This window comes from Bacteroides sp. AM54-2NS, assembly GCF_003602935.1.
In the GTDB taxonomy this organism is placed as follows: Bacteria; Bacteroidota; Bacteroidia; order Bacteroidales; family Bacteroidaceae; genus Bacteroides; species Bacteroides xylanisolvens.
The window spans coordinates 13,820-28,441 of record NZ_QTMZ01000034.1; the positions used below are offsets into that span (position 1 = coordinate 13,820).

Here is a 14,622-nt window from a genome sequence, read left to right on the forward strand (position 1 = left end):
ATGGATATGAGGTATACAAAATATAAATGGATGATGTGGCTTGTGCTGCTTTGTTTCTCATGTGTGAATGATGAACAACGTGCAGTTCTGTCGGATGAACCAGGAAAGGTGCGAATGAATATGAGTATCAGTACACGTGCTACATATGATCCTGAAGTATTGAACGAAAATGAAACGCGTATCAACCGGTTACGTCTTTACGTTTTTGATGGTTCTACTTTAGATAAGATGTATTATTGGTCGGATTTGAATATAAATGATGGTGTATACGTTACTCCGATATTTCTAGTAAAGGCTGCTACTGGTAAAACGTTTTATGCCATTGTAAATGAGCCAACGGATATGGATTCCCGTGCTTTATTGGAAGCAGTGGATCATCCGGGTGATTTGGCTGAAATACAATATAGGAGACGTGATATAATGGATTATTGGAATCCTAATATAATGGGCTACTATAATGATTATTGTTTGCCGATGTATGGAGAACTGACAGGAGTGGACGCATTGGAAGGGACGACACAAACAATCAATCTGCAAGTAGACCGGGCTGTTGCGAGGGTAGATGTTTATATGAGGAGGGAAATTGGACAGGATGAAAACTACTGGGAAAACAGGCTTTATATTGAAGAGTTAGGAGTGGATCGTATATCAGATATTGGATTTATATCGCCTGTCCGAGTGCCGGATAACCGTTACGATAATATCTATTTTATGGACAGAAAAGAAATCAGAGAAGAAGTATATTCTGATGATAAAGGAGAATTATTATATTCTTTTTATGTTCCGGAAATGGAGTGTATATATGATAAATTATCCTTAGATTTCCATTATAGATATGAAACGGGATATGATGATTATGCTCGGGTCGAGTTGGGTGGATATAACAATTATCCACAGGGCGAAATTCTAGAAAAAATAGAACGTAACCATGTATATAAACTTTTTTGCCGCTTTACTCAAAAGATAGCTAAGTTTGAACTAAATCTGACAGTGTGTCCATGGGAGTATCTTCCGCCACAAGCAGAAGAGGTGAAGGGAGAAGTTAAGATGACGAATTGTTATATGGTAGCTCCGGGCGGAAGGGTGGATATTCCTACTGAAAACGTATATAAGATATGGGCTCAACAAGCAGAGTTTGGCAATATTCCAATTCCGGATGGAGACGTAACGGCAGAACTCGTATGGCAAGATGAACAAGGAGTTATTGCGGACGAAGGAGTAACGGTAGTCAATGCTTCGGAGCGCGAGAGGGCTTATTTGCAGGTAAGGACGGCAAAAGAGGGAAATGCGGTTGTTGCGATGAAAGTAAACGGCGAGATTTATTGGAGTTGGCATATTTGGTGTACAGATTATGAACCAAATGTAACAGAAGGACAGAAGTTTTTTAATAATTTGGTTTGGATGGATAGAAATCTGGGAGCTATGACTAATGAATATACAATTGACGGTGGAGTAAAAGGTCTATTTTATCAATGGGGGCGTAAAGATCCTTTTCCTGCATCAGAAGGTTGGACGGATCAAGAAAAAATGTTATATACCCTGACGGGTACTACAAATTTGAGTTATAAGGAAGTTGATACGTCTGAAAATTTAGTTGAAGCTATTCGCCAGCCCGCTCGTTTTCTTATTGCTATTACTTCACCTGGTGATTGGTATACAAATTCTATGTCGTTGTTAAATCGAACTTTGTGGCTACCAAATACAAAAACGATTTTTGATCCTTGTCCTGTAGGATGGCGTGTGCCCGGTAATCAGCCATGGACAGGATTATTGCAAGGGGGGCTATTTTATTCATATGGATTGGTTCATCCAGATGCTGGCTATTTTCCGTGTACAGGGTATCGTAGACCACAAACTGGTAGAGTTGATAGTTTAGGTAATATAGTTGAGTGGTCTGCGGTTGCCGGCTCAACCTCAACTAATGAATGTTATGGACTTTTATTGAACTTGAACACGATAAGGCAGGACTGGACGACTTATTGGCGCGCAGACGGACGTTCTGTACGTTGCGTTAAAGAATAAACTAAGAATAACAGAATAAATATATAGTATGAAAAAGTACATTGTATATCTAATATTATGCTTTGTAAGCTGTTTAATATTCTCATGTACTTCTGTGTATGAGAATGGAGACACCTCATGCATACCGGAAGGAATGGAGAGGCTTACTTTTAAAGTCATAGTGCCTTCTTCTAAAGTTGTAGGCTCTAATACACGCAGCACTGCTTTAGAAAAAGAAAATGAGATAAAAGACTTGTTTGTAAAAATAGGAAATTATGATAGTGACCATTATAGAAATTTCTATTCTACGCGGAATGGAGCAATATATCTTGATTCCTATGTTTATGAGGATAGTATATATAGGGCAAGTATTGAAGTGCCTGTTGGTACATTTAGAGATGGAGATAATATTTATGTGTGGGCAAATCAAGAATATCCGATTGATGTCACTTCAGAGGAGGAATTGACAACTCCGTTATATATGTCCGGGATAGGGACAATAAGAGATGGGTGGGGCGGTGGTCGTGAGTTTGAGGCTGATGTACATTTACTTCGTGGAGTCGCTAAGTTACGAACCGTGGTTCGTACTACAAAACGCTCCGTTCTAGGGGCATGGAATATTAATCAGGTAGAGACTCAAATACTTCATATGCCTTCGTGTATTCGTCCATTTGCACCTTTTGAGACTCACCGTAATCCTGCTGCAAATGGTTGGTGGAATGACGTATATCACAAATATATAGATTGTACCTTAGGTTATCTTGGTTGGTGGATTTCTTGGGAAAATTCTCATTTATTATCATCCGTTGAGTTACCGATAGATGACGGGGTAAATGTTGATAAGGTAACGGAGACGTCTTATGACCGCTATATTTATGAGAACTGGTTAGAGAATGAATCAGACTATGATGAAAATACGAATGTTACAGCTTTGAAAGTCAGGATTTCTTTGTGGAATAATGAAACAGGAGAAAATCGCACGATTGAACGCGTTATTCCCATTAAAACAAATGATAGTTATCGAATATTGAGGAATCATATTTATACAGTGGACGTAAGGGTGCTAAGTGTGGATGATGTAGAAATTGATATGGATTTGTTGGACTGGAGAGAAGAGATAAATATTAATGGCGATGTCCCGGGTGAAGGCTTTACGGTAAGTAAGGGGGAAGTAGCCTTATTGCCGAATATAACTGATCCGACTTCTGTTTTTACAGTTTCAACTTCAGGCAGGCCTGACAAAACTATAAGTATTTCTATTGTAAAGGCTGACAAACAGACTGAAATAACACAAGATAAAGAAGGGGTGGTATTATGGGATTATACTAATGGAAGCCTGCAAAGAACAAATAATGATAATCATATTTCTATAAGTAGTAGTGCTGTGTCAGCTGACGAACTTGGAATAAAACTAGCTATTACAACGAAGGATAAATCAGGTTTCGAAGGTGGCTTTTTCAAGGTCTCATGTGGAAATTCTGTACGCTATTTACCTATTGTGGAGCCTGCTCCTACCGTAGCATTAGATATCAATGAAAGTTATGCCAACTGTTATATTGCAGAAAAAGTAGGAACTTATTCGTTCAATGGGGCTATTATGGGAAATGGGGCAGAAGGAATTATTCATGATCCTTCTCATGAGAATCCCGATTATTCTTTTGAAAAAGCTGATGGAACACAAATGGTTAAAGCGGAAGGAGCAGGAATCGCTCCTAAATCGGCAAAGTTGCTTTGGCAAGATGCAGAAGGATTAATTACACAAGTTGCCTTCAATAATGATAGGGTTGAATTCATAACTTCGGGTAGTCAGGGATTTGGAAATGCTGTAATTGCCGTGTATGATAATGTAGATCCTAATGCAAATGATGCAAAGGTGCTTTGGAGTTGGCATATTTGGTGTGCTCCTCGTCCTTCAGATAGATATATTCATTCAGAGTCCGGAGGTACGATTTACACGTTTATGGATCGGAATATAGGGGCTGTTTCGGATGCTGTAGGTGATAATTCTTATGGTCTGTATTACCAATGGGGACGTAAAGACCCGTTTGAGAAGCCAGGTAAACCTCTCTTTGACGTTTTGGGGATGAAGGTTTCTGCTTTGCATGAATTAAAACGAGTTTCATTAAGTGAAGGTATTCTAAATCCCATGTCTTTCTTTAGTAAAGGGACTGATATAAGAACTGCCTGGTCATTTTTCAGTCCGTATAGATGGGAAGGTAGAGATATAACAGCAGGTAAATCTATATACGATCCCTGCCCCTATGGATATAGGGTGCCTATTAATATTGTTTTTTATAATTTGAGAAAGGACTATTATTTAACTGAAAATTGCCGTATGGAAGATACGGGAGTTTATTTTTCAGTAATACAGCCTGGTAGAGAATTGTTTTTCCCAATGACGGGTGTAATTGATTTCGATTATAGTTTTGTATATGATAATGGGCTACAATATTGGACTGCTTCTCCAATGACAACAACAAGTATGACTTTTGGGTGGTATAATGGAAAGTGGATTGATTTTTACGATAATGACATGGGAACAGCACGTGGATTACCAATACGTTGTGTGCGGGAAGATTGATTATTGGGAATGATAAATACGTATAAGATATGGAAAAATGTATATATATAGTTTTGTTCTTATTAGGCAGTTTGGGATTAGGAAGTTGCGAAGATGATTGTTCTGCTGTTGCGGAAGGAGATAATCAAAAAAATGTAATACAACTGTCTATTGTGGGCATGCAGGATGTCCAGGTGCGTGGGATAGCTTCTGAATGGCAGAATGAAATCTCATTTTACACTTTATTTGTATATAGGGGTGATAATTTAAAGAGTACTCCTGTATATTATCAAGATGGAAATTCCAGGGCAATATTGGGAAATTCAACAGCTTCCCCATTATTGAAATTTACAGATGATTTTACTCCGCAAACGAATGATCGTGTTTACGTATTACTAAATGCTAGTGTCGGTAATTCTTCTATTTCGGAAGAAGATTTGCAGAAAGCTAAAGTCAGTCCTATTCAGGGCTTGTCTGACTCCGGTAATTTTTATATGTGCTTTAGTGGCTCATTGGTATGGAAGGAGAATGCATCCAATCTTTGTGTTATGGATCGTCGAATGGCTGCCGTTAGAGTAAATTTGTCTTCTGGTATAAATAAGACAATAAACAAGATTGTCTGCTATAATGAACCTCGTTATATATCTTTGTTTAATGGTGATGATATATATACGGAAGTTGGGGAACTGTCTTATGCTTATACTTTATCTTCGTTAGGTATAAGTTCGGCAGAAACGTTAATATCAGAATACAGATGCTCTGATCATACTGCCATGTCAGGAGGTAAAACACTTCAGGAAACTGTTTTTAGTCCTCAACGGATGGGAGTGATAATTATTGTAGAAGATAATGTTACCAATAAAGAAGAATATTATCGGCTCGATTTTTATGATAAAGTTGCTGGTAAGTACATAGATGTCAAACATGGATGCCGATATACTTTCAATATTTCTAGCGTGCGTTCTGATGGTTATTCTTATGTAGAGGATGCGGTAAATATGCCGGGTAGTAATTTGGAATATACAGTTTCTGTAGATAATTCATGGACAGGAGTATATGAATATAACGGGCAGTATCAAATGAATTTTAGTAGGGGAGCAGTTGAACTTTTATCTGAAATTTCAGATCCGGTCTCATTGGTAAATGTCGATTTATATAACAATGATTCAGATGAGGCACTTTTGGATAAATTGATCTTTCGTAGTATAAGGGTTGTTCAACCAGACAAAGAAACGACTATGCCTACATCTAATTTGCAGTTATGGCGTTATGATGAGAAAATAGAGAATGTAATTAAAGTAGATAATAATTATGCATATAACGACAATCGTTCGCAACGTATTGATTGGCTTAGTGGAGATATTTATTCGTGGAAGTTTTATTGTACAACAGGGAAGGGATTTGATGGTGGCTATTTAGAAGTGAAAATGGGAAATATGACTAGATATATTCCAATATCAGAGATAGGGACTTCGAATGTATTGGACGAGGAAGGGACTTCCAATTGTTATATTGTATCTCCCTATGCAGGAAAATACTCGTTTGACGCTACTGTTATGGGAGTCGGTGTGAGAGGTATTATTGATGTGGGAACTTTTAGGGATGCCGATGATAATCTGTTGACACAGGCAGGTGGTGCGGAGATTCATCCTAAATCTGCAAAACTAATTTGGCAGGATATGGAAGGGTTGATAACGCAGGTTGCATTTAATTCGACAACAAACCGAGTTGAATTTGTAAAAGGAACAGGAAGTGGCAATGCCTTGATTGCTGTATATGATGATAACGATCCTAATGCAGAAAATGCGAAATGTCTTTGGAGTTGGCATATTTGGTGTACAGAACAACCGGAAGAACAAAAATATGTGATACCTACGAATGACCGGACTTATAGTGGAAAGCAGTATTATGTACTCGATCGTAATTTGGGAGCTACATCTGTCCAAACTAATTCGATTAAATCGGTTGGCTTACATTATCAATGGGGACGTAAAGATCCTATGATTGGCAAAGTGTCATTAACAGAGGGAAAGGATGCTCTGGTTTATAATGTACGTGATAAACAAATAGAGTTGGAAAATGTGGTGATGAATCCGAATGTTTCAGGGCTTCAGTATGCTATTCAGAATCCGGAGAAGTTTATAGAATGTATACTACACGGTAGTATGGAGGATCGTTACAATGATACATGGATACCTTATTCAGAAGAACTTTATAACTTGTGGGGAGTCCCTGTCCAGGATTATAAAGTTGAGGCTGTAAAAACAATTTATGATCCCTGCCCGCTGGGGTATATGGTTCCGCAAACAGACTTTGCCGCTTCTTTTTATAAATCCGGTGTAGGTTCTGAATTAGATAATTTGTATTACGATTCTTCCATGTCTTATGAAAATAATATGGGATATTGTTTTTATTATGATGCTGAACGTCGTAAAAAGGCTTATTATCCTGCTACAAGTGCAAAAGTCGTAAAAAACACCTTTTATTTTCTTACTGATGGGTATTATTGGACTTCCTGTCCACAAAAATGGGCTACTCCCAGTAACGATGGTTCAATGGCGTGGGCTGAATGTCTTATGTTTACATCGTCAGAAATTGAACTTTCTGCATATACGGGTTCTTGGGATGCAGCCCAATCAGTGCGGTGTGTGCGTGAATGACGTTGTCGTGTAAATTATAAATTATGAAAATATAAACAAATCAGAACTAATCAAAGAAGTAGCCCTTAAAGGTCAGTTGAGCTTTAACGAAGCTACGAATGCAGTAGATGCAATCATGGAAACCATTGCGGAAACAATGCATAAAGGAGAGAGTGTCACTTTAGTCGGTTTCGGCAGTTTTGTCGTTCAGGAACGGAAAGCACGCAACGGGCATAATTCTGCCACAGGCGGCTCAATGCTGATTCCGGCCAAACGACAAGTGAAATTCCGCCCCGGAAGTAAAATGAGATTAGAGTAAAGAAACAGGTTAAACTAAATGTTGAACATAAAAATTGAAACATGAAAAAGAAAATTATTACAGTTGCATTGGTATTATCATCAGTCTGTGCCATGGCACAGCAAAAGGAAAATCGTGACACGGACGGAAATATTCTCCGTGGCCCGTATGAAACGAATAGTTTCTGGAGTAACTGGTATATCGGTGTAGGCGGTGGAATCAATATCTATGAAGGCGAATTTGATAACAAGACATCGGTGGGCAACCGTATCGCTCCTGCACTGGATGTGTCGTTGGGCAAGTGGATTACTCCTTCTTACGGAGTCCGTCTGCAATATTCGGGTCTGAAAGCCAAGGGGCTGACGGACGCAAGCGGAATGTATGCCAAAGGGGCGCATCGCGGTTATTACAAGGAAGAGTTTAATGTATCCAATCTCCATGCGGACTTTATGTGGAACTGGTCGAACGGTTTCCTCGGATTCAATGAGAAACGTGTGTGGAATGTGATTCCGTTTGTAGGTTTCGGTTGGGCACGTTCGTGGGGAAACAGTACGCATGACAATGAAATTGCCGCCAACATCGGTATCTTGAATACGTTCCGCCTGGGCAAGCGTCTGGACCTGACTCTGGAAGGACGGCAAATGCTAGTGAAAGAGTGTTTTGACGGAACTGTAAGTGGCAGCAAAGGTGAAGGTATGAGTTCGGTGACACTGGGTCTAAGCGTGAAGTTGGGCAAGACCCGTTTCAATCGTGTCGAGAAAGTGGCTCCTGCAGATTATTCATCTTATAATGAACGTATCAACGCGCTTCGCGCCAAAATCATGATTTGAGCACCGAAGCACAGCGCCTTGCCGCCGAACTGGAAGCTGCCAGAAGTCGGAAACCGGAAGTGGTGAATGAATCGAAAGTGACTGCTTCGCCGGTAGCCCTGTTCTTCAATATCGGCAAAGCTACCCTGGACAAGAAGGAACTTACCAATCTTGAGTTTTATGTGAACAACGCCATCAAGGCGGATAAGAACAAGACTTTCACGCTGATTGGTTCGGCAGACAGCGCTACGGGCAGCAAGGAACTGAACCAGCGTTTGAGTGAACAACGTATGGAATATGTGTACAATTTATTAGTCGAAAAGTATAAAATTTCCCCTGAACGTCTCGTGAAGAAAGCGGAGGGCGATACGAACAACCGTTTTAGTGAACCTGAATTGAACCGTGCCGTAATCGTCGAATAATAGTTTTATTTCATTTCAAGGTATTTCAGGCAACATTGCGGGGCTGTCTCGTTTTCTTCTACGTCGGGACTGAAAGTGCTTTGTCGTTACAAGGTGGGCTTGTCGACCGGTAGTTGGATGGTTCTTTGCAATGTTGCTTTTTTTTAAATGAAGAGAAGGATATGATAATATATAATAGTCTGTTGGCGAAAACTTTCCTGAACAGGAAGAAAAGGCATTATTTTATGATTTTCGGTTGTTGTTTCACCCGGTTTAAATATTTGGAAGGGTGGGAGGAGATGGAACTTCAGATTCATGCGCGACAGTATACGGAATGTTTCTTCTTGGCATTATTGCCTGCATTGGTGCTATCCGTCTGGCTTTCGTGGTGGTGGATGTTGCTTGCGTTCATGAGTTATCATCTGCTTTACTGGCTGGAGAGGTGGTTCGGACACCATTCTTCATTTGACTGGGAAGCGTTGGAGCATTGTAGCGATGCGCTTTATTTGAGAAAGCGGAAATCTCGTGCCTGGATGAAATGGTATGGGAAGAAGTCGTTGCCGCCTCGGAATGGGAGGATGATTAGAGAGAACTGAATGATTGGAGAGAATTGAAAATCTTATAGTTGAATATCTTGTAATTGAATAGAAAAAAGTAGATTATGAAAACGAAATTTATAGCTGAAATGGTGGGCACTATGGTGCTTGTCTTAATGGGATGCGGCGCTGCTGTATTGAATGGCGGCGCGACATCGGTAGCCGCGGTGTTGACGATTGCTTTCGCGTTCGGTTTGTCGGTGGTGGCAATGGCGTACACAATCGGTCCTGTTTCGGGCTGTCATATCAATCCGGCCATCACCATCGGCGTTTGGCTGAATGGCGGACTGTCGGTAATGGAAGCCGGTGTGTATATCGTAGCGCAAGTGACGGGCGGAATACTTGGCTCTGCATTGCTGTGGTTGATTACCGGTACAATGGGGATAGAAGGTACGGGAGCCAACGGTTTTGAAGAACCGTATCTGCTGGCTGCATTTGTGGCCGAGGCGGTGTTTACGTTCATCTTCGTGCTGACTGTATTGGGCACTACCGACCGGGATAATAGCAGTCCTCATTTTGCCGGACTGGCTATCGGATTGACTTTGGTACTGGTGCATATTGTATGTATTCCCGTTACGGGGACATCGGTTAATCCTGCCCGTAGCATTGGTCCGGCATTGTTTGCCGGAGTGGAGGCTATTAGCCAGCTTTGGTTGTTTATTGTGGCTCCGATTGTCGGTGCGGTGGTAGCAGTGCCTGTCTGGAAAACAATAAAAGGAAATTAATTGTTTCATTTCATGTTTTTGTGAGAATAGAAAAAGATGTAGGTTTTCCCCATATAGTATAATAAATGAGTTTAATGGCCTATATCCTTTATGTCGCTGTGAAGCGCCTCATTTCCCCAAGAGAATCCGTGCCCCTGCTATTTTTTCTTTTTATAATAGTAGCATAGGAAAAATGGAATCATGGGTTCTCCTCTGCCTGTGAAGGTAGACTATTGTTTGTTTTGTTTGTGTGGTGCACCTTTTTCCCGGTGGGGGAGAAGGTGCACTCTTTTTGTATGATATTTATTCGTTTGAATATATTTGTTTATTTATTATTCTCCCCGGCTATCGGTTTTGTCGCTTTTTCTTTGCTTTTCGTTGTTTTCTTGTCGTTTATTTAGTTCCTCTATGTCAGTTGTATATGTCTGAAATGCTTTTTAGTACTTTTCTGATGAGGTTATTTGGTGTCGTTTCATCTCCGTGGAAGATGCTGCATCTTTGCATCGTTAACGTTAGCGAAGTGATAATAAAACAGTATTTATTAAAAAAGAAAAGTAGTATGGCTATTAGATTTAGAAGGGTGTCTCGCCTGTGTGACCCTACAAATAAAGAAGCAGGAAAGAAAGTGTATCCGGTGATTTCTTATCAGTATGATACGAGTGCAACGTTGGATGAGTTTGCAAAGGAGATTGCGTCTGCTTCCGGTGTCAGCGAGGGTGAAACGATTAGTGTATTGAAAGATTTCCGTACGTTATTGAGAAAGACATTGCTGGGTGGCCGTTCGGTGAATATCGCCGGTCTGGGATATTTTTACCTTTCTGCCCAAAGCAAAGGGACGGAGAAGGCGGAAGATTTTACGATCGCTAATATTTCAGGGCTTCGTATCTGTTTTCGTGCTAACTCGGACATTCGTCTGTTTACCGGGACGACTACCCGTTCGGATGGATTGAAGTTCAAGGATTTGGATCATATTAATGATTTGGGTAGTGTTGGTGACGGTTCGGATGATGGGGGTGAAACTCCGGATCCGGATGGTGGTTCGGGTGGTAATGGTGAAGCACCGGATCCGGCTGCTTGATTCATGAGCCGTTGAGAACTGTCTGGTTTGTATGGAATGGGGCTTCGGCCTCATTCTTTCTTTATAACTACGTAAAAATATAAATATGCAAATAACTACAATCCTTGCTTTTATTACTGCTATGGGTGGTTTGGAAGCAGTGAAATGGTTAGTGAGGTATCTCACTTGTCGTAAGACGGATGCACGGAAAGAGGAAGCGTCCGTGAACAGTATGGAAGAAGAAAATCGCCGTAAAAAGGTGGACTGGCTGGAAGAACGGCTGACTCAACGTGACGAGAAGATAGACGGGCTTTATATTGAACTTCGCAAGGAGCAGGAAGAGAAGATTGACTGGATACATAAATGTCATGAAGTGGAGTTGATACAGAAGGAGTCGGAAGTGAAGAAGTGTGAGATTAGAGGGTGTGTGAAGCGTATGCCACCTCGGATTATTAACTGGTGCGTTTGAACTAATAATGAATAATCATGAGAAATATAGATTCTATCATAGTACATTGTTCGGCTACGAAAGCCGGACAGGATTTTACTGCCACAGATATTGACCGTTGGCACCGGGAACGTGGGTTCAACGGTATCGGGTATCACTATGTGATCCGTTTGGATGGGAAATTGGAAAAGGGGCGGGATGTCGCTTTGGCCGGTGCTCATTGTAAGGGTTGGAATGAGCGAAGTGTCGGGATATGTTATATCGGCGGATTGGATGAGAACGGGCGTCCGGCAGATACCCGGACGAATGCTCAAAAACGGGTACTTTATCAGATTATTATCGATTTGCAGCGGGAATATAATATTCTCCAAGTGTTGGGACATCGGGATACTTCACCGGATTTGAATGGTGACGGAGTGATTGAACCTTATGAATATGTGAAGGCTTGTCCCTGTTTTGATGTGAAGGAGTTTTTGAGGAGTGGGAGGGAGTTACTGTTTGTGTTGTTGGTGGCTTTGGTTGTGCCTGTATTGCTGTCGGGATGTAGGAGTAAGAAAGAGGTGATAAACAGGGAGAGTGAAGTTAGGGTTGATTCAAGTTTAAATAGTAGTTCCGGGAAAAGTCTTGTTAAAAATAAGGTTGCTTCAGAAAAGGATTCGGAGGTGGTGGAGGAGCATATCGAGCAGGTGTTGTTTGTATTTCCTGTGGATACGCTTAGATTGAAGGCTGGGATGGTGGTGAAGACTGTGGTGGATAGGAAAAATGTTAATGAGAAACAACTGCTTCAAGAAGTAGATTTACAGTCTGTGAGCTTGTCGGATATGAGTGCTAAGAAGGAGATTTCTAAAACGGGAGTTGAGAAAACTACTAATAGGACAACCGGAGGTTGGTATTGGTACGGAATTATTTTGCTGGTTCTGGTTATTGTGTGTTGGATTTGCAAAGTGAAGAGGAAGTGAGATGGTGCTAGTCTGGTACAGAGCTAGTTTTGATGAAAAATGGAGTCATGGTAGTGATGTCTGTGAAACTGTGTACTTTTTTGTGGAGTTTGTATGTGTATTCCCATGGAAATGCGTATCTTTGAATAATCAAAATAGAGAAAAAATCATGGACGGGATATTACGTAAACTTCCTATTGGAATACAGACTTTTGCAGAGATTCGTGAAGAAAATTATCTCTATGTAGATAAGACTGCTTTTGTGTGGCGAATAGCTAACACAGGTAAACCTTATTTTTTGAGCCGCCCTCGCCGTTTCGGCAAGAGTCTTCTTCTTTCTACTTTTGAAGCTTATTTCGAAGGTAAGAAAGAATTATTTGAAGGGTTGGCCATAGCTGATATGGAAAAGGAATGGAAGACATATCCGCTATTTCATTTGGATTTAAACGCGGAAAAATATGATTCTCCCCAGGCTTTAGTCGAAATTCTTAGCAGGCAGTTGACGCAATGGGAACTGAAATATGGCAAAGGGGAGGATGAGGAAACTCTCTCCGGACGTTTTGCGGGTGTAATTCGCCGAGCCTGTGAACAGTCTGGTCGTGGAGTCGTAGTCTTGGTGGATGAATATGATAAACCTTTGTTGCAGGCATTGGGTGATGACGCTTTGCTTGATGACTATCGTAAGACATTGAAGGCCTTCTATGGTGTACTGAAAAGTTCTGACCGTTATCTTCGTTTTGTTTTCCTTACCGGTGTGACTAAGTTTGCGCAAGTCAGTGTGTTCAGTGATTTGAATCAACTGAATGATATCAGTATGAAGCCGCAGTATGCCACGATTTGTGGTATTACACGACAAGAATTGGAGGATACTTTTACTCCTGAACTGAACCGATTGGCAGAAACAAATGAACTGACTTGTGAAGAAACATTAAATAAGATGACGGCTTTATATGACGGTTATCATTTTTGTGAGTTTGCGGAAGGAGTATTCAATCCATTCAGTGTGCTTAACGTTTTTGACGGGTATAAGTTTAGTAATTATTGGTTCCAAACCGGTACTCCTACTTTTTTAGTCGAACTGCTTAAAAAGAGTGAGTATGATTTGCGTACGTTGATTGATGGGGTAGAAGCCAATGCTTCTTCGTTTATGGAATATAGGGTAGATGCTAATAATCCGATTCCGTTGATTTATCAGAGTGGCTATTTGACTATAAAGGGGTATGACAAGCGTTTTGGAAACTACCTGCTGAAATTTCCCAATGATGAAGTACGATATGGATTTATGGATTTTTTGGTTCCTTATTACACATCAGTGGTAGATGATGAACGGGGCTTTTATCTTGGTAAATTTGTACGTGAATTGGAGAGTGGTGATGTTGATGCTTTTCTTACCCGCTTGCAGGCTTTCTTCGCAGATTTCCCTTATGAACTGAATGAAAAGACCGAACGACATTATCAAGTTGTATTTTATTTAGTTTTCAAACTGATGGGGCAATTTACCGGAGCAGAGGTTCGTAGTGCCCGCGGACGGGCGGATGCAGTGGTGAAAACTCCGAAGTATATTTATGTATTTGAATTTAAACTGAATGGTACTGCCGAACAGGCTTTGCAGCAGATTGATGAAAAAGGCTATCTGATACCTTATCAGGTAGACGGGCGTGAGTTGGTTAAAGTTGGAGTGGAGTTCAGTGCAGAAAAAAGGAATATAGACCGGTGGTTATATTAGCTCGATAACCATGTTGTTAAAGGAGTTACGGAGCCGTTTGAGATTGTTCAAGCGGCTCTTGTTTTGCGGGTAGTTCTTCTTATCACTTGTTTTAAATCCAAATCATAATCTCTATTTCTTTATCAGTTGTGATCTTTTCCTTTTTTCTGATTTCCGCTTTGAGAGGAAGTAAATAAGTATCAAGTTTGGTGTCAAACCAGATTGCGGTTTCCCATTGGGTATTGCCTGTTTTGGCCGTCATCTTCAACCGTCCCCAGCCTTCCTCTAAGAATCCGAGATTCTCTCTTATTTCTTTGGACATCTCTTTCGGCAGGCAGGCTATGTGCCAACCGCCCGTTCCAACAGTTGATGAGTAGTTCCATACTTTTGCGGTAAACTCGTATTTCATTCCTTTATTTTCCATTGTACAAAAATAGGTAATAATAGGAGATTGGTTGTTCTTTTT

At 40.7% G+C, this 14,622-nt stretch carries 10 protein-coding genes and 2 pseudogenes; 11 read left to right on the forward strand and 1 reads right to left on the reverse strand.

The features are described from left to right. The first annotated feature begins 6 nt into the window (after positions 1-6). From DXA05_RS18405 to DXA05_RS18460, 11 genes and pseudogenes are all read left to right on the forward strand, one after another. Entirely contained in the window at positions 7-2,022 is a 2,016-nt protein-coding gene (locus DXA05_RS18405; protein ID WP_120080104.1) for a hypothetical protein, read from the forward strand. 28 nt (positions 2,023-2,050) lie between these two features. Further along, positions 2,051-4,582, forward strand: coding sequence for a hypothetical protein (locus tag DXA05_RS18410; protein ID WP_128859473.1), 2,532 nt, complete (start codon positions 2,051-2,053; stop codon positions 4,580-4,582). Positions 4,583-4,611: 29 nt separating this feature from the next. Next, positions 4,612-7,221 carry a hypothetical protein gene (locus tag DXA05_RS18415; RefSeq protein WP_128859474.1) on the forward strand — a complete coding sequence of 870 codons (2,610 nt, stop codon included), beginning with the start codon at positions 4,612-4,614 and terminating at the stop codon, positions 7,219-7,221. A 16-nt stretch (positions 7,222-7,237) separates the two neighbouring features. Beyond that, positions 7,238-7,519: an HU family DNA-binding protein gene (locus DXA05_RS18420; RefSeq protein WP_309574077.1), complete on the forward strand. Its 282-nt coding sequence runs from the start codon at positions 7,238-7,240 to the stop codon at positions 7,517-7,519. Between the two features lie 41 nt (positions 7,520-7,560). Beyond that, positions 7,561-8,729, forward strand: a pseudogene (locus DXA05_RS18425) (OmpA family protein). A 161-nt stretch (positions 8,730-8,890) separates the two neighbouring features. After that, positions 8,891-9,294: pseudogene (locus DXA05_RS18430) on the forward strand (hypothetical protein). Positions 9,295-9,369: 75 nt separating this feature from the next. Beyond that, on the forward strand, positions 9,370-10,029 hold the full coding sequence (locus DXA05_RS18435) for an MIP family channel protein (RefSeq protein ID WP_004327178.1): 660 nt from the start codon (positions 9,370-9,372) through the stop codon (positions 10,027-10,029). 538 nt (positions 10,030-10,567) lie between these two features. Next, complete coding sequence (locus DXA05_RS18445; RefSeq protein WP_004296149.1) at positions 10,568-11,086, forward strand: HU family DNA-binding protein; 519 nt, start codon at positions 10,568-10,570, stop codon at positions 11,084-11,086. Between the two features lie 85 nt (positions 11,087-11,171). Beyond that, on the forward strand, positions 11,172-11,534 hold the full coding sequence (locus tag DXA05_RS18450) for a hypothetical protein (protein WP_128859475.1): 363 nt from the start codon (positions 11,172-11,174) through the stop codon (positions 11,532-11,534). Between the two features lie 17 nt (positions 11,535-11,551). Further along, positions 11,552-12,472, forward strand: coding sequence for an N-acetylmuramoyl-L-alanine amidase (locus tag DXA05_RS18455; RefSeq protein WP_008649885.1), 921 nt, complete (start codon positions 11,552-11,554; stop codon positions 12,470-12,472). A gap of 148 nt (positions 12,473-12,620) precedes the next feature. Beyond that, positions 12,621-14,177 carry an ATP-binding protein gene (locus DXA05_RS18460; protein WP_032852791.1) on the forward strand — a complete coding sequence of 519 codons (1,557 nt, stop codon included), beginning with the start codon at positions 12,621-12,623 and terminating at the stop codon, positions 14,175-14,177. Positions 14,178-14,268: 91 nt separating this feature from the next. On the opposite strand, the gene DXA05_RS18465 is transcribed toward DXA05_RS18460, so the two are convergent. Beyond that, positions 14,269-14,565, reverse strand: a complete 297-nt coding sequence (locus DXA05_RS18465; protein ID WP_008774556.1) for a DUF1905 domain-containing protein — start codon at positions 14,563-14,565, stop codon at positions 14,269-14,271. Positions 14,566-14,622: the final 57 nt, after the last annotated feature.